Below are 15,895 nucleotides of genomic sequence, written 5' to 3' on the forward strand. Positions count from 1 at the left end.
GTTCTGCATCGATACCCGCAGAGGCTCTCGCGATGTCGGAACGGAAAGAAATTCACCCCTATCGTCATCCGGCCGGTGGGTGGGGTGCGCTCAAGGCCCTCAGCGAGCACCTGATCGAGCAGCGGATTCCGATCAAGGGGGCGAACACGCTCCGTCGCATTAATCAGCCCACGGGCTTCGACTGTCCCGGGTGCGCCTGGCCCGATCCGAAACACACTTCGTCATTCGAGTTCTGCGAGAATGGTGCCAAGGCGGTGGCGTGGGAAGCGACTGCCAAGCGCTGCACGCCGGAGTTCTTCGCCGAACACCCGGTGGCCGAACTTGCCACCTGGAGTGACTATGATCTCGAAATGGTGGGCCGCCTCACCCATCCGATGGCGTATGATGGAGCAACGGACAGCTACCTCCCGGTGAGCTGGAGCGAGGCGTTCTCGATCATCGGTCGCCATCTGAACGCGCTGCCCGACCCTGACATGGCGGAGTTCTATACCTCCGGCCGCACCTCGAACGAAGCCGCCTTTCTCTATCAGCTCTTCGTGCGGGAATACGGCACCAACAATTTCCCCGATTGCTCAAACATGTGCCACGAGGCAACGAGCGTCGGCTTGCCCCAGTCCATCGGTGTGGGCAAGGGGACGGTCCTGCTGGAGGATTTCGACAAGGCAGACTGCATCTTCATTTTTGGCCAGAACCCCGGGACCAACAGCCCGCGCATGATGACCAATCTGCGCGATGCCGCCCGTCGTGGGGCTTCGATCATCTCGTTCAATCCCTTCCGTGAGCGCGCGCTGGAACGGTTTCAGGCGCCGCAAAGCCCGATCGAGATGGCGACGTTGGGCTCGACGCAGATCAGCTCGCGCCTCTACCAGGTGCGGGTCGGCGGCGACGTCGCCGTGATCAAGGGCCTCATGAAGGTTCTGGTCAATGAAGACGCAGCGGCGCGGGAGAGAGGCGAGCAGGCCATTCTGGACTGGGATTTCATCGGTGATCACACCAGAGGCCTTGATGAACTGGTGAGTGACCTGAGCGCCACGCCCTGGACGGATATCGAGCGTTACTCGGGGCTCAGTCGCGAGGAGATCAAATATGCCGCGCAAGTCTACATGAAAGCCGAGCGCGCGATCATCGTCTATGGCATGGGCATCACCCAGCATCGGCGCGGCGCGCAGAATGTTCAGCAATTGGCCAATCTCGCCCTGCTGCGCGGCCATATCGGCCGTGAGGGCGCAGGCATCTGCCCGGTCCGCGGCCATTCGAACGTGCAGGGCGATCGTACTGTTGGCATCACCGAGACGCCCTCCGAAGACTTTCTCGATCGGCTGGAATTCCACTTCGGTTTCAAGCCACCTCGTGCCCACGGCCACAATGTCGTCACGGCGCTCGAGGCGATGGTTCGCGGTGACGCCAAGGTGTTCATTGCGATGGGCGGCAACTTTGCTGCGGCAATTCCCGATTGGCAGCTTACGCAGGATGCCCTCAGGGGGCTCGATCTTACGGTCCACGTCTCGACAAAACTCAATCGTAGTCACCTGATCCATGGGCGCGACGCCCTGATCCTCCCCTGCCTTGGCCGCACGGAGATAGACATCCAGGCGACCGGGCCGCAGTCCATCACCGTGGAGGACTCTATGTCGATGGTTCATGCGTCGGCCGGCCGCAATCAGCCTGCCTCCGAGCATTTGTTGAGTGAGCCCGCGATCGTTGCCGGCATGGCCCGGGCCACTCTAGGGCAATCCTCCGCCGTCGATTGGGACGGCTTCGTCGCCGACTATGATCGCATTCGCGAGGCGATCGAGGTCGTGCTTCCGATATTCCAGGCCTACAACGAGCGAATTCGCGTGCCCGGCGGCTTCCATCTCGTCTCGACTGCGCGCGAGCGCATCTGGGCGACGTCGAGCGGCAAGGCCAATTTTCTGGTCTTCGACGGCGTTGGCGAAGATCCGAACGACGATCATCCGGAGACGCTCTGGCTGAGCACAATCCGCAGCCATGATCAGTACAACACCACGCTCTATTCGATGTCCGATCGTTATCGGGGCGTTTATGGCCAACGCGACATCGTGTTTCTCAATCAGTTCGAATTGGAGAGGCGCGGGCTCGCGGACGGCGATCGCGTCGATCTGGTGACCGTGTCGACGGACGGACGAGAGCGGCGGGTGCGCAACTTCCGCGTCGTCGGATACTCGTTCCCGAACGGCTGCTGCGCGGCCTATTACCCCGAGACAAATCCGCTGGTGCCGCTCTATGCGCACGATCCTCTCAGCTTCACACCGTCTTCCAAGGGCATCCCGGTCCGGATCGAGCGGGCCGGCGCCAACGTGACGGACGAGTCCCCGCATCAGGATTAGAGCACAATGCAAAATGAGCTGCACAGGGCGTCGGTCTGGATCCTCGGGAAATGGCTCGGTCGGATCACACGCTACGACGATCGCGCGGATGCGCGAACCGATCTCGCCGAGTTTGGTGCCTTCGAGGCCAATCTCGCTGAAGTCACTGTGGTCGACCATGGCGCCGATTTTGCCGTCTCCAGATGGGGCGCAGAGATTGGTATGCTTTGCGGGGGCAATCAGCGAAACCGGCGTCTCTCTGAGCTGCCACAGCCGAGCCGCGGTCAGCTGCGGCGGATCTGCGTGAGGGCAATGATGTCGAGGGCACCGGCCGGTGAACGCGCGATCTGGGCCGTTCGCGGCGGCATTTGGGAGTGTGTGATGCTGGCGTTGCCGGCCGCCGGCAACGAAGACGGCGTTTCGCACTTGCTGATCGCGTTGCTCTTCGCGCCTCATCCGCTGTTCACTGATCCATTCCAGTCTGAAGAAGCGGCGCGTGCGATTGCGACGCCGTCGATCGACGGCTGAAGCTTCAATCAGCGAAGTGCGATCAGAGGAGTTGAAACGATGAAACCGAGCACAAACCTAGCCATCGGAATGGCTGCTGCCGTGTCGATTGTGGTCACTCCCGATATGACGGTCGGGCATTTCGTTCCGGGCATGCCGCAGGTTTATGCGACCCCGATGATGATCCTGCACATGGAAATGGCCGCGGGCCTCGCGATCGCAGCCGCTCTGCCTTCGGACTACGTAAGCGTCGGCATGTCGGTCGACATCCGGCATCTGGCGGCCACGCCCATCGGTGGTCGCGTACGCGCGCTTGCGTGTGTCAAAAGCGTTGACGCAAAGAGCGTCCTCTTCGAGATCGAGGCGTGGAATGATCTTAGAAAGATAGGTGCCGGAACCCACCGACGAGGGATCGTGAATGTGCCTGAGTTCGAGAAGAGGTCCGGCGTTCAACAGGCCGTGGCGTGACCCCCCGCCCGCTGTCCGGCAGCAAAGCGTTCAGTTCGCAGGGCGGGCAGTGTCGAAATCGACGGCACCGCTTCGGTTGCCGTCGACTGGTTCATATCTGCAGATAAGCCAGTGCCGTCACAAAAGCTCTGCGGTGGACTGCTCGAGCTCGGATCGCGGGAGCAGATGATTGCCGAAGCGCCAGTTCCGGGGAGTGCATCCCGTGAACTGTTTGAAGACGGTCGTAAAGTGCGCTTGGGTCTGGAAGCCGACCGAGAGCGCGATCTCGATGATCGGCATCGTGGTGTCCCGCATCAACTCCGCGGCTCGCCGAATACGTCGCTGCAGCAGGAATTCGTGCGGGCGCAGGCCTGTAGCCACGCGGAATTGAGAGGCGAAGTGCATGCGGCTAAGGCCCGCGACCGCAGCCAGATCACGCGAGTTGATCTTCGAGGACATGGCGGCATCGATGTAGTCGATGACGCGTTTGAGTCGCCATTTCTGCAGCCCCTGGACATGGCGGCCGCGAACAGAGACCCAATCGGTCCCCTCCGCGGCCGTCCGCAGACCAAACTTCCTGACCGCAATCGCGAGCCGAAGCGATTCCATACATTGACGATCATTGTTGTGCGTAGCGACGTTTAGGGCCTCAATCAGCGACTGAACGACTTCATCTCCGAACCCCATCTCAGCGTGGGCCGACGGCGGAGTCGACAGGTGACCACTTGCAATGGAAGCTGAAAGCCCGGCCTCGTTTCCGCTTGGGGTGGACTGCGCGAACAACTGCCGAAGGGGATCGTGGATCTGGACGGACATCTTGAGTTGCTCCGGGATAGAGAATGCTGTCAGGTCTTCACGATGTGGCGAGATGCGGTCAATTCGGTGCGTGCGAGGCGATCTCGGCGCCGGCCGACGGCCTCAAGCCGGCGGCGGCCGGCGCGTGATGCAGCGAGGAGATTTCCTCCTCTTGCTTGCTCACCATTAGCCTCGCGAGCTGCCGAAGTTCGTCGTTGCGGCTGTACTTGATCTCCGCACGCTCCAAGCCGATCGCGCCCTGGTGGTGAGGGAACATCACGTTGACTATATCGCGGTCGATGTCGTCCGTCGGCGTCATCAGCATGCTGCTGTTCATGTTGCTCATCGCAAGATCGAGCTCGAACAGAAACTGCTGCTCGTCCGCGTCCGTCACCCTGTGGGCTTCAGAACCGTGCTTCGGATCCTGCGCGAGGGCAAAGGATGTCGCCATGACGGATAGGCTGGTCGCCAGCGAGATCGCGCGTCTGCGTACGAATCCGCGAGAAAACAAGGGCACATCGAACTCCTTGGAAAGCTATTGTGATCATCTCAAGCGAACGAATGCGTGTTGCTCGCTACAAGATGCCAAGGGGGATCGATCAGCTCAATTAAAACTGGATTTAAGGTCCGGCGAGCGAGACGCCCGCCGGCCGGTTAAATCCAAATTCAGATTTCTTAAGCCCAATTTAGTGGCCGCCCCATCCGCGGTCTTCCTACAGTCGAGGTGCCGGACTCAACGTAGGAGCAGGAAATGCAGGCTCAAAATGCCACCGCCAATGTCACCGGAGTGCCAGCTCTGCAATCAGCCGGCATTCTCGCCTATTCCTCCGCCATCAAGCGCTTCGATTTGCTCGAGCGCAGCCGAGAGCAGCAGCTCGCGCGGCGTTGGCAGGAGCGGCGCGACAAAAGCGCGACTGACGAGTTGGTCACGAGCCATCTCCGTCTCGCTGCGAAGGTGGCCCGAGGCTACAAGGGATACGGTCTTCCGATCGCCGACCTGATCGCGGAAGCCAATTTGGGGCTGGTGATTGCCGCCTCACGTTTCGAACCCGGACACGGTGCTCGATTCTCGAGCTATGCGATCTGGTGGATCAAAGCGACCGTCCACGAATACATCTTGCGCTCATGGTCGCTGGTGAAGATCGGCACGACGGCCGCGCAAAAGAAGCTCTTTTTCCGGCTGCGGGGTGAAATAAGGAAGCTTGCGGGCGAGACGGCAGCCCTGACGCCCGAAATGGCGCAGGTCATTGCGGAAAAGCTCGAGGTGACCGTTCGCGACGTGACTGAGATGGATAGCCGGCTCTGTGGCGATCTTTCCCTGCATACCCGGGTTGGTGACGGCGATGGATCGGCGGAATGGGAAGCTACGCTCGTCGATGAGTCTCCGGACGCAGAGGAGATTGTCGTGGAGCACGACGAAGCGACACGCAGGTCAAGGGCCCTGCGCGTTGCACTGGAGGTCTTGACGGGGCGTGAGCGGCGCGTGTTCGAAGCGAGACGGCTTGCAGAGCAACCGTTGACACTCGAGCAGCTCAGCTGCGAGCTATCGATCTCGAGCGAACGGGTGCGGCAGATCGAGGCAAGCGCGTTCGCCAAAGTCAAGCGCGCGACGATACTGGCGGCCAGGACCGGCGGCGAGGCAATGGCTGCGTGAAGCGCGCGGTCATGCGCGTGCCTAGCTCTGTGTGCGCATGCTCATCTCGAAGTGAACGGGAATCGGCAGCCGATCACGGCTGCTCGAAGCCTGACTAAAAGGTGGAGTCGCGCGATGGCTTCGTCATTTCATGTTGCGGCGCCAAAACCCCAACTTGGTTGAGCGGGCTGCCTGGCGACTTCATGTCTCGTCGCGTTTTCAGAGCCGGCAGAGGCGCAGGGGTCTAGGATGGGAATAGTTCGATTTGCACTGAGGTTCCCGCACACCTTCTACGTGGTAGCGGCACTGATCCTGTTTCTGGGCGGTGCGGCGCTGTGGTCGATGCCGACGGACATCTTCCCGGAGATCCGGATCCCCGTGGTGACGGTCATCTGGCAGTACACCGGTCTATCCACGCCGGAGATGGAGCAGCGCGTCAGTACCTATAGCCAGTATTCCATCAGCGCCAATGTCAACGGCATCAAGAACATGGAGTCTCAGACCCTCAACGGTCTATCGGTGCAGAAGATCTATTTCCAGCCCGACGTCAATCTCGACCTGGCTATCGCGCAGATCGTTTCGGCAACCAACTCCATTCGTGCGTTGATGCCGCCGGGCATCCAGCCGCCGATCGTCGTGCAGTTCAATGCGTCCAGCGTTCCCGTGCTGCAGCTCAGCCTGAATTCGGACAATCTCAACGAGCAGCAACTCTACGACTTCGGCATCTATCGTGTCCGGCAGCAGCTTGCGCCCGTTCCCGGTGTCACCCTACCGACGCCGGCCGGTGGAAAGTACCGCCAGATCATGGTGGACATCGATCCCGACAAGCTCCTGTCCCGAGGTTTGACGCCGCTGGACATCGTCAACGCGGTCAACACCCAGAATCTCACGCTACCCTCCGGCACCGCAAAGATGGGAGACATACAGTACACGGTACGCACCAATGCGACCCCGGCGACCATCGACGATCTCAACAAGATTCCGGTCAAGTTCACGAACGGCGCCACGATCCTGCTGAAGGACGTTGCCCAGGTGCGCGACGGTTCGATGGTGCAGCAGAACATCGTTCGCGAGAACGGTCGTCGCTCGGTCCTTCTCAGCATCATCAAGAACGGTAACGCCTCCACACTGGCAGTCGTCAACGGTGTGAAGAAGGCGCTGACCGCCGTTCGCGCTGCCGCGCCTCCCGGACTGAATATAACTGAGCTATTCGACCAGTCGGTCTTCGTCACGAATTCGGTGAACGGCGTGCTCCGGGAGGGGACGATCGCGGCGGGGTTGACCGCCTTGATGATCCTCCTGTTCCTGGGCTCGTGGCGCTCCACCCTGGTGGTGATGATTTCGATTCCGCTGGCGATCCTGTCGTCGCTTGTCGTGCTCTACTTCCTCGGGGAAACGCTGAACACGATGACGCTGGGCGGCCTCGCTTTGGCGGTCGGCATCCTGGTCGACGATTCAACCGTCACGATCGAGAACACTCATCGGCTGTGGACAGAGGAGGGCATGTCGCTCGCGGACGCGACCTTGCATGGGGCGGCGGAGATCGCGGTCCCCACACTGGTGTCCACCCTTGCCATCAGCTGCGTATTCACGTCGGTGGTATTCCTCGAGGGGCCAGCCAAATACCTGTTTACGCCGCTGGGGCTCGCCGTCGTATTTGCGATGCTTGCGTCCTATGGATTGTCGCGGACACTGACGCCGATCACGATTGGGTTGCTGCTGAAGGGCGAACGCCGGCACGTCCACGGCGAAGTCTCCGCCGGGCGATTCTCGCGCCTGTCCGCCGCCTTCGAGCGCAACTTCGAGCGGCTGCGTGAGGGCTATTCCCGGCTTCTCGGCGTGCTGCTTCGACGCCGCGCCATCGTGCCGATTCTTGCGATCCTGATGCTCGGCGTGGGCTCAGTGATGCTGAGCCTCGTGGGAAGGGATTTCTTCCCCTTGATCGACGGAGGCCAGATCCAGCTTCATGTCCGCGCGCCGGCAGGAACGCGTATCGAGACTACCGAAGCCATATTCCAGAAGGTCGAAGACAAGATCCGCGAAGTCATTCCAGAGAAGGATCGCTCGCTCATCGTCGACAATATCGGGCTGCCCGCGCGGGCCTATAATCTGGCCTTCGCCGACGGCTCGACCATCGGTATCAACGATGGAGTCATTCTGGTCTCGCTCCGGGACGGCCACAGGCCGACTGCGGAGTATATCAAGAAGCTGCGTCAGGTCATGCCGGCCTCGTTCCCCGAGGACACGTTCTATTTCCAGGCCGCCGACATCGTCACGCAGATCCTGAACTTCGGGCTGCCGGCGCAGATCGACGTTCGAACCGTCGGGTATGGAGCAGACAATCTGGCGATTGCCAAGAAGATCCAGAAGCGGCTGGCCGCCATTCCAGGCGTCGTGGATGCCCATCTCCAGCAGGAGATCGATGGTCCGGCGTTCTATGCGGATATCGACAGGACCCGTGCCGCCCAGCTCGGCCTGAACGCCAGCACTGTCGCGACCAACATCAATGTCAGTCTCAGCTCGTCGGTGCAGGTTTCGCCGAATTTCTGGACCGATCTGAGCTCGGGCATTCCCTACTATCTCGCCGTGCAGACGCCGGAATACAAGATCGGCTCGCTGAATGCGCTGGCCAATACGCCTGTGTCCACGTCACTCGCTGCGAGTGGCCAGACGGTGCCGGGCATGCTCGGCAACATCGCGACGTTCAAGCGCGACACAGTGCCGACCAACGCCAATCAAAGCAACGTCCAGCCGGTCTACGAGGTCTATGCCAGCGTGCAGGGCCGCGATCTCGGCAGCGTCGCAGCCGATCTCGGCAAGGTCACCGCCGATCTGGAAAGGCAACTCAAGCCGGGCAACACCATCCAGGTCCTGGGCCAGATTCAGAGCATGAACGACTCGTTCCGGGATCTTGGCACCGGCCTCGTGTTCGCGGCAGTGCTCGTCTATCTGCTGATGGTCGTCAACTACCAAAGCTTTGGCGAGCCCTTCGTGGTCATCCTTGCGTTACCCGCGACTCTGTGCGGCATCGTGACCATGCTGTTCATCACCGGGACCACGCTCAATGTCCCATCGCTGATGGGCGCGATCATGTCCGTGGGTGTCGCATCGGCGAACTCCATCCTGCTGGTGACGTTTGCGCGCGAGCAGCAGTTGAAGGGCCATTCCGCTCTTGAGGCGGCATTGAGCGCCGGTCGTACCCGCATGCGGCCAGTGCTGATGACGGCTGCCGCGATGATCGTCGGCATGATCCCGATGGCGATCGGCGGTGCCGGCGAGGAGCAGAACGCGGCACTTGCGCGGGCCGTGATCGGTGGACTGCTGTTTGCGACGCCGACGACCCTGCTCATCGTCCCCTATCTGTTTGCCATGCTGCGCAAGGGCAATGACGGAAAGCCGCAGCATGGCGTGTTCGAGGAAACGCAGGCATGACTGAGATAGATGTGCGGCCCGACCGGACGCTCCATGACCTCGATCTTCCGGACGATGGGGATAGGCCTCTGGTGCGGGCCGAACACCGGCCCAAGCGACAGTCCGGAGCAGCCGTGTTCGGGTCAGCGGCGCTGCTCTTGCTTGCCGGGGCGCTTGCTGTGGGTGGCTGGCGCCACTATCAGGCCGAGCGTGCGCTGGCGGCGACGTCCGAACAAGTGCGTATGCTTGTGCCGGAAGTCCGCGTCGCGATCGTCCGCGCCGGGGACAGCAAGATAGACGTTACGTTGCCGGCGACGACGGCAGCGTTCGAGGCTGCCAACATATTTGCGAGGACCAGCGGTTACGTCGAAAAGCGCTACGTCGATATCGGCGATCGGGTGAAAGCGGGGGCGATCCTGGCCGAGATCGTCGCGCCCGAGCTGGACCACCAGATCGCGCAGGCCCAGGCCACCCTGGCGCAGACTCAGGGAACTCTTCAGCAGACGCAAGCGAGCCGTGAGCTCGCCGAGGTCACCAACGCGCGCGACAGCGGTCTCGTCAAGCAGGGATGGCTGACCGCCCAGCAGGGCGACAATGACCGTCTGACGCTGCGCGCACAGCAGGCGGCCGAGGCGGTGGCGAAGTCGAACATCGCTGCTCAGCAAGCTCAAATCAGGGTTCTGGAGCAGGACAAGGCCTATCAGCGCGTGGTGGCGCCGTTCGACGGCGTGATCACCCAGCGCAACATCGACAACGGCAGCCTTGTGCAGGCCGGTTCGACATTCCTGTTCGCGTTGATGCATGCGGACGTGATCCGCACACAAATGTTTGTGCCGCAGGACGAGGCGGTAGGCGTTCAGCCGGGTGTCGATGCGGTCATCCGGGTCCCAGAGCTACCTGGGCGGGCGTTTCCGGGAAAGGTCACGCGGATTGCCACCGCGCTCCAGCCCGGGAGCCGCACGCTGCTGACAGAGATTGACGTGCCCAATCCCGGTGGTGCGCTTCAGCCGGGCATCTATTGTAGCGTCGAGCTGTACATTCCGCGCAAGACGCCGTCGTTGATGATACCGGCTGATGCCGTTGTCTTCGATGAGAACGGCCTTCATGTTGCGGTCGTTGAAAATGGCGTCGTTCACATGCAGAAGATCTCGATCGCACGCGATTTCGGCACGCAGATCGAGGTGCATGATGGCGTGAAGCCCGGCGATCAGGTGATTCTCAACCCGATGCTGAACCTGACGGAGGGCAGCCGGGTTTCGGCCCACGGGCCGCAGACGAGCTAACTCCCGGCGAAATCCGACGATGCTCCGATCGACAACGTGCCGTTCCCCTGGTTCGTCGGATTAGAGAACCGTAAGCGGCTCGCAAATCATTGAGCGCCTGTGAGCAAGTCTTGCATTCGCCTCCGCTGCATCGATCCGCACCTTCTTCATAGGCAACCTTCGTTGCTTTTGAATGGAGAAGTTTGATGACGATGTTGAAGATCTTGTCGGCGGGACTGATCGCGACCGCGATGTTCACGACGACCGCCAATGCACGCGAGGCTGACGCGAACCAGCGGCATATCAGGGAGCGCGCTCATCACGCGAGCGTCGGCCCGTTTGCAAAACCTTTTGGCGCCAATGAGGCCGTGCCCTCGGAGCCGCCGGGCGGCATTTGCGATCACGGTGACAATCCGCAGGTTTGCTGAGGGCTAGAAAGGAGGGAAGGCGGCGCATGCCGACTGCGCCGCCGCCGGTGCGATCGTCTCCTGCCGCCTCCACATGTTCAGGTCGCGCCCGACTTTCCTCCTCTTCCTGGACGGCGCCAGCGAGCCCCGACCACTGGCCCCAGTCGACCGAGCTGTCGAGCATCGTAAGAATGGCCTTAGCAGCCAGCAGGCGGGGATGCTCCCGGGGCCGCAGCAGTGCCGCTGGTGAGGGGACTGGCCGGAGCGGGATTAGCGAGGTCCATCGAAATGCTTTCGGGGCACGCGCTCGTGTTCGGGGTGGGCATCACGCTCGGCGCTGGGCTGATGCTGGTGTCGGCGGTGTCGGCGTCGATCGCCGGCGGTTGAATGGTGCCCGGGGCAGGGGTTGATGGGATATCAGGCGTTGACGCCGGCAGAGCCGCTGCATTGGTGAAGGTGCTTCCGGGTGCCGACGTGCACGAGCTTCCGGGAGTCGAGCTGCCGAGTGGAGGCGCCGGCGCAACAGTGCCTGTCGTGCTGCCAGTGACCGTGCCGACGATGGTCACGGGCATGGCCGCCGGCAAGGTCGGCGGCAGGCTTGTAGCGGTCATCGGCGCAGCCAGCCCCGACATGCCGGTGATGGTCCCCATTGCGCCCATCGGGCTCGTTGCACTCATCGCCACGGTGGGGCTCGCAGAAACGCCGCTGCTCGTGGCGGTGACGCTCGCCACGGATGGCGAAAGCTCAACCGCGGTCGGCGCGCAATTCACGCTTGTTCCTGGAAGCGTGGGGTCTTGTGCCAGTGGGGGCGAAGCCAGCGTGGTTGCTGGCGCACCGGGAATGGTCGAGGCCGAGAAAAGGCTCGTGAACGGGCTTGGCCCTGCCAGCGGGGACGACACGATCGCCCCCGGTGTTGTCGGAACGGCCATGGCGGTCGTTCCCATGGTCGAGACTTGCGCCAGGCAGCTGCTGCCGCTCAGCAGGAGGGCGGCCGTTGCGCAGATGAGCGTACGCATTCAAAATCCCAGGCGTTCGATTGTCGAGATCGGACGTAAGCGCTGAGGCCTGTAGATTCAATTCACGTTCGGGAGCGGAGATTGATGGCTCGAAGCAGCCGGGGGCCGACAGCGCCGGTGATGCGTCCATATGCGGGGCGCTCGATCACGATGGAAAATCGCGACGACTGGTCGAGAGACAGTAACCCCAAAATGGAGTGGCTACAGGATCGTGAGTGCTCGAGGATCTGATGCAGTAATTTCGAATAGCAAACAGGGTGCGCCGCAGGTTGCGGCAGCACCCCATATGACACTTCGCGGTGCCTTGCGCTCAGCGGTATCTCGGCACGATAGGGACGTTGCGGCCCGCGAACACGGGAGCCGCGCCGCCGGCCCGCTCGAGGCCCATCCTGCCTGCCGGCGTCAGGGCGCCGCCGTTCAGGACGTCGCGGTTGGGATACATCGACGCGTACGCCGCTGGCTCCTGGTCAGCGAAGGACCACGCCGCAAATGCAGACGGGATTGTCGCCGTCGAGATCGACGCCGCAGCAATCAGTGTCTTGAACATCGTCATCTTCATTCTCCATTGTTTCATTCGTGCGGAGAATTCGCGGACCGCGATCACTGCCGCTCGCCTCGTCGCGTTTCCCGAATCGAAATGTTCTTGATGTGTCTGATGTAGGCATTTCCCTCGGCGACCGTGCATCGTCGCAGATCACTCTCCCGAGAAGGCGAAATACGCTTGGAGCTATGAATGCGCCGATGTTGAATCTGTATTCATTGTCATGATCGCTCTCGCTATCGTGCTTGGCGGGGGCGTGCCTGACGCCTACTTCGAGTTCAGGTCACCTCAACGCCTGGAGTATGAATCATGAGGCTGTTGTCCCCGCTTTGCGTCGCGCTTTGTCTCGTCCTCTCCGCCACCACAGCATTCGCCCGAGGCGGCATGGGATCGATGGGATCGCATATGTCGATGGGTGGCGGCGCGCTCGGCACGAGCGCTGCGGCGCCGGGCACGAATTCGCTGGGCACCGCGCTGCCCTCATCCGGGACGATCGGTCATGCCATGAAAGGTCCGCTGCTCGGCACGAATTCTGCCATCGACAAGGAGGATGCGCGGGTTGAAAAAATGCTGGAGGGTTCGATCTGTCGCGGATGTTGAGCGCGTGCATGTCGCCACGCTAAATTAATGATACCCGCTCTTCTCGTTCTGCTGGGTGTGAGCTCGCGGCGACGCGCTTCACCAAACGGTGGGCTTCCCGTACCGGGCCCCGGGGCCGTGCCGGCAACGTGATACGCCGCGCGACTGCGCGGATTGGGATGACGAGCGGCACGTCCTACCTGCGGGAGGTGAGCAATGGAGAAAAGTTCGATGCGTTCTCTCTTGACGATAGCCTTTCTGATTTCGCCGACCGCCTGTGCAAGCGCGGCGCCCATCCATGAGACGCACGCACGCCATCGCGCCGTGGCTCATCATGGACCGGTCGTGTCACTGGGTGACTTCGCCATCCCGAGCAGAGCCTATGCAGGCCCTCGACCGCCGATCTATTACGACGATACGCCGAGCTACAACGATCCGTCCAAGTTCGGCGGCCAACCGCTTGGGATGGACCCGTAGAGCCCGGCCCGTTCGCCGGCTGTGCCCCCGTCCGATGCTGAATGAAGATGCTCGGAGCGATTCAATGCGCTGTCTATTAGTGTTTGGTCTTTTGCTGGCTTCGTGTGCGACTGCTTCCGCTGCAACGCACGGTCCAATTCGTCCGGCAGCGCGTCTGCACGTGCAGAAACATCGACTGGCAAATCCAAGCGCGGCTTTGCCTGCCCCGCCACGGTTCGCCGTCCCCGGCTGGAGCAATGAAGACACCGAGCGCTGGCTGGGCAACGCCAGTTCATCCTGGTCGCAGGCCTGACGTTAGTTGGGTACTTCGTGCTGCGAGCTAGTCGACGGGTAAAAGCGCGTTGTCGCCTATGTCTTACGAGAGAGGACCTTATCATGACGACCACCAACTTCATGACCGCCGCCTGCGTAACCTTGGGGCTCGCGGTCGCGCCGCTCGCTGCGGAAGGGAAGAGCTACACCATTTGAGGCACGATGTCTCGACAATGCAATCTGCTGCCTATGGGACGTCCGGGCAGTCGACACCGCGGTCTGGGACCTTTGGGACGTCCGGAACGTCTGTCAGAACGGTCACCGCACCGTCGGTGGGGTCGTACAACTGGCCTTCGGTAGGCGTAACAAACGCAGTGCCCACTTGGCGCAACACCAATCCTCCTGTTCGCAGGTAACGAGAACTGCCGCCACGTCTCGAAGCTCGTTGCGGAGGCAGGCGCCCCGCCGATGAGCGCGGATCGCGGTTGAGCGATGGTCTGGCCGAGACGCGACGCCTCCCATGACGAATGGTGCCAGCCGTACAGCCTAGGAGTTCTCGCAATGTGCTTTTTTCATCAATTCAGTGCCTTTGCGGCATCGCGCGGCGAAGGTCTTCACCCAAGATTGCGCGCGCTGCTCGAACGGGCGGCCGCATCGCCGTTTTCGGAGGTCTCGCTGCGCCATGATGGTCTGGTCAGGCGGGGCCGGATCCAGACACGAAAATCGTGTCATCGCGCGCCAAGGTAGTTCTACTCTCGCGATAGTCGCCCTATCAGCAAGCGCGCTTAAATGGAGTTTTAGTGGTGGCAGGTTCGCCGCTCCCTACTTCTAGGCCGTGCGTACAATGTAAGGAGACGACCATGAACGCCATCACATCGACATCTGCGTTCGCGACCAGCCCTGACGAATGGATCAGTTGTTCTCACTGGGGCATGTTTCCGCTGCCCCGAAAGGCGCGCTGACTTCGCGATCGAGCCAGATCAAACCCGGCTCTGGCTAACAGATCATGAGCATGTCTCGACCTAGATTCCTGCCTGAGAATTTCACCCTGGCGTTGATCGCGACCGTCGTCGTGGCAAGCGAGCTGCCATGCCGCGGCACGGCGGCGCTGGTGGTGGATCACCTCACCGACCTCGCCATTGCCTTGCTGTTCTTCCTGCATGGAGCAAAGCTGTCGCGCGAAGCCGTGATCGCGGCGGCAAGTCACTGGCGGCTGCATGCCCTAGTGCTGCTGACGACATTTGTGCTGTTTCCGCTGTTCGGCCTGGCCTTCAGGCCAATCCTGTCTCCGCTTGCGACGCCGACGCTTTACGCCGGCATCCTGTTCCTCTGCACCTTGCCGTCCACGGTGCAATCCTCGATCGCGTTCACCGCCATCGCCAAGGGTAACGTTCCTGCGGCGCTTTGCAGTGCCTCGGCCTCAAGCATCATCGGCATCTTCGTGACGCCGCTCGTGGCAGGTCTCCTGCTCTCAAATGACGGCGGAGCTGCCTCAGGCTGGGACGCTATCGGGCAGATCACGTTGCAGTTGTTCGTGCCGTTTGTCTGCGGGCAACTGCTCCAGCCGTTCATCGGCGGATGGATTGGGCGGCATGATGGCATTGTCGGCGCGGTCGACCAGGGATCAATCTTGCTCATTGTCTATTCCGCCTTCAGCGCGGCCGTCAGCGAGGGGTTGTGGCATCAGGTTCCGCCAGCTGCGCTCGCGGGATTGGTCGTTGCCGACGGCATCCTTCTTGGCGCCGCCCTGATCACGACCGGACTTCTCGGCAAATGGCTGGGTTGCAATCGTGCCGATCGAGTGGCCATTATCTTCTGTGGCTCGAAGAAGAGCCTGTCCCAGGGAGTTACCATGGCCAAGGTGATCTTTGCTTCCCATGGGGTGGGGGCGGTGATCCTCCCGCTCATGGTCTTCCATCAGATTCAACTGATGGTCTGCGCCGCGCTGGCCCAGCGATGGGGTCGTCGTGCAGAGCTCTCTGCGCCCGCCTCGGCCGACGCCAGGTCCGTTGTGATGCGCTGACGAAAGTCCTCCCGACGGTTTTCACCTGCCGATGAAAGGGATAGGGCCGATCGGCGTCTTTGGGCCCTTGGACAGTTTCGGGCAAACTGAAAAGGAGGCCGGCGACCCGTGCCTTATTTCTTCAGGCGGTGGTCACAATCGAAAACTCCGGCAAGGACGATTGCCGATGTGACCGATCAGCGCCGCGCGATGGAGATCGTATGACGTCTGCAGTCCCG

At 61.7% G+C, this 15,895-nt stretch carries 14 protein-coding genes and 1 pseudogene; 12 read left to right on the plus strand and 3 right to left on the minus strand.

Annotation, left to right across the window (positions count from 1 at the left end; genetic code table 11):
* The first annotated feature begins 32 nt into the window (after positions 1-32).
* Genes ABIB66_RS32145 through ABIB66_RS32155 form a run of 3 tightly spaced genes read left to right on the plus strand, consistent with a single transcriptional unit; the run spans position 33 to position 3,302 of the window.
* Positions 33-2,348: an FdhF/YdeP family oxidoreductase gene (locus ABIB66_RS32145; RefSeq protein ID WP_354211362.1), complete on the plus strand. Its 2,316-nt coding sequence runs from the start codon at positions 33-35 to the stop codon at positions 2,346-2,348.
* A gap of 6 nt (positions 2,349-2,354) precedes the next feature.
* Complete coding sequence (locus ABIB66_RS32150; RefSeq protein ID WP_354257004.1) at positions 2,355-2,855, plus strand: hypothetical protein; 501 nt, start codon at positions 2,355-2,357, stop codon at positions 2,853-2,855.
* 39 nt (positions 2,856-2,894) lie between these two features.
* Entirely contained in the window at positions 2,895-3,302 is a 408-nt protein-coding gene (locus tag ABIB66_RS32155; RefSeq protein ID WP_354211365.1) for a thioesterase family protein, read from the plus strand.
* Between the two features lie 117 nt (positions 3,303-3,419).
* Here ABIB66_RS32155 and ABIB66_RS32160 read toward each other — a convergent pair whose 3' ends face one another.
* On the minus strand, positions 3,420-4,097 hold the full coding sequence (locus ABIB66_RS32160; RefSeq protein WP_354211367.1) for a helix-turn-helix transcriptional regulator: 678 nt from the start codon (positions 4,095-4,097) through the stop codon (positions 3,420-3,422).
* Between the two features lie 58 nt (positions 4,098-4,155).
* Entirely contained in the window at positions 4,156-4,593 is a 438-nt protein-coding gene (locus ABIB66_RS32165; RefSeq protein WP_354211368.1) for a DUF305 domain-containing protein, read from the minus strand.
* Positions 4,594-4,923: 330 nt separating this feature from the next.
* Here ABIB66_RS32165 and ABIB66_RS32170 point away from each other — a divergent pair, with 330 nt between their 5' ends.
* The 5 genes from ABIB66_RS32170 (at position 4,924) to ABIB66_RS32190 (ending at position 11,851) form a co-directional block, all read left to right on the plus strand.
* Complete coding sequence (locus tag ABIB66_RS32170) at positions 4,924-5,730, plus strand: RNA polymerase factor sigma-32 (RefSeq protein ID WP_502917432.1); 807 nt, start codon at positions 4,924-4,926, stop codon at positions 5,728-5,730.
* A gap of 228 nt (positions 5,731-5,958) precedes the next feature.
* Positions 5,959-9,141 (plus strand): efflux RND transporter permease subunit, encoded by a 3,183-nt coding sequence (locus ABIB66_RS32175; RefSeq protein ID WP_354211371.1) that lies wholly within the window; start codon positions 5,959-5,961, stop codon positions 9,139-9,141.
* Positions 9,142-9,212: 71 nt separating this feature from the next.
* Positions 9,213-10,403, plus strand: a complete 1,191-nt coding sequence (locus ABIB66_RS32180; protein ID WP_354257007.1) for an efflux RND transporter periplasmic adaptor subunit — start codon at positions 9,213-9,215, stop codon at positions 10,401-10,403.
* Between the two features lie 185 nt (positions 10,404-10,588).
* Positions 10,589-10,810, plus strand: coding sequence for a hypothetical protein (locus ABIB66_RS32185; RefSeq protein WP_354211375.1), 222 nt, complete (start codon positions 10,589-10,591; stop codon positions 10,808-10,810).
* Between the two features lie 426 nt (positions 10,811-11,236).
* A complete protein-coding gene (locus ABIB66_RS32190) occupies positions 11,237-11,851 on the plus strand; it encodes a hypothetical protein (protein ID WP_354211377.1) in 615 nt (204 codons plus the stop codon).
* A 264-nt stretch (positions 11,852-12,115) separates the two neighbouring features.
* Here ABIB66_RS32190 and ABIB66_RS32195 read toward each other — a convergent pair whose 3' ends face one another.
* Positions 12,116-12,358 (minus strand): hypothetical protein, encoded by a 243-nt coding sequence (locus tag ABIB66_RS32195; protein WP_354211378.1) that lies wholly within the window; start codon positions 12,356-12,358, stop codon positions 12,116-12,118.
* 393 nt (positions 12,359-12,751) lie between these two features.
* Between ABIB66_RS32195 and ABIB66_RS32200 the strand changes: the two genes are divergently transcribed.
* The 4 genes and pseudogenes from ABIB66_RS32200 to ABIB66_RS32210 all read left to right on the plus strand — a co-directional run bounded on the left by ABIB66_RS32200 (position 12,752) and on the right by ABIB66_RS32210 (position 15,677).
* A complete protein-coding gene (locus ABIB66_RS32200; RefSeq protein ID WP_354211379.1) occupies positions 12,752-12,946 on the plus strand; it encodes a hypothetical protein in 195 nt (64 codons plus the stop codon).
* A 195-nt stretch (positions 12,947-13,141) separates the two neighbouring features.
* Positions 13,142-13,402 (plus strand): hypothetical protein, encoded by a 261-nt coding sequence (locus ABIB66_RS32205; RefSeq protein ID WP_354218111.1) that lies wholly within the window; start codon positions 13,142-13,144, stop codon positions 13,400-13,402.
* Positions 13,403-13,777: 375 nt separating this feature from the next.
* Positions 13,778-14,070 (plus strand): annotated as a pseudogene (locus tag ABIB66_RS43680) (hypothetical protein).
* Positions 14,071-14,660: 590 nt separating this feature from the next.
* Positions 14,661-15,677: a bile acid:sodium symporter family protein gene (locus ABIB66_RS32210; protein ID WP_354214098.1), complete on the plus strand. Its 1,017-nt coding sequence runs from the start codon at positions 14,661-14,663 to the stop codon at positions 15,675-15,677.
* Positions 15,678-15,895: the final 218 nt, after the last annotated feature.

Source organism: Bradyrhizobium sp. F1.13.3 (assembly GCF_040548265.1).
Classification (GTDB): domain Bacteria; phylum Pseudomonadota; class Alphaproteobacteria; order Rhizobiales; family Xanthobacteraceae; genus Bradyrhizobium.

Bases quoted from the DNA above. Each gene is read 5' to 3' on its own strand.
- ABIB66_RS32175 (WP_354211371.1), top strand. From the start codon at position 5,959: ATGGGAATAGTTCGATTTGCACTGAGGTTCCCGCACACCTTCTACGTG.
- ABIB66_RS32150 (WP_354257004.1), top strand. From the start codon at position 2,355: ATGCAAAATGAGCTGCACAGGGCGTCGGTCTGGATCCTCGGGAAATGG.
- ABIB66_RS32145 (WP_354211362.1), top strand. From the start codon at position 33: ATGTCGGAACGGAAAGAAATTCACCCCTATCGTCATCCGGCCGGTGGG.
- ABIB66_RS32185 (WP_354211375.1), top strand. From the start codon at position 10,589: ATGACGATGTTGAAGATCTTGTCGGCGGGACTGATCGCGACCGCGATG.
- ABIB66_RS32155 (WP_354211365.1), top strand. From the start codon at position 2,895: ATGAAACCGAGCACAAACCTAGCCATCGGAATGGCTGCTGCCGTGTCG.
- ABIB66_RS32160 (WP_354211367.1), bottom strand. From the start codon at position 4,097: ATGTCCGTCCAGATCCACGATCCCCTTCGGCAGTTGTTCGCGCAGTCC.
- ABIB66_RS32205 (WP_354218111.1), top strand. From the start codon at position 13,142: ATGGAGAAAAGTTCGATGCGTTCTCTCTTGACGATAGCCTTTCTGATT.
- ABIB66_RS32210 (WP_354214098.1), top strand. From the start codon at position 14,661: ATGAGCATGTCTCGACCTAGATTCCTGCCTGAGAATTTCACCCTGGCG.
- ABIB66_RS32195 (WP_354211378.1), bottom strand. From the start codon at position 12,358: ATGACGATGTTCAAGACACTGATTGCTGCGGCGTCGATCTCGACGGCG.
- ABIB66_RS32200 (WP_354211379.1), top strand. From the start codon at position 12,752: ATGTCGATGGGTGGCGGCGCGCTCGGCACGAGCGCTGCGGCGCCGGGC.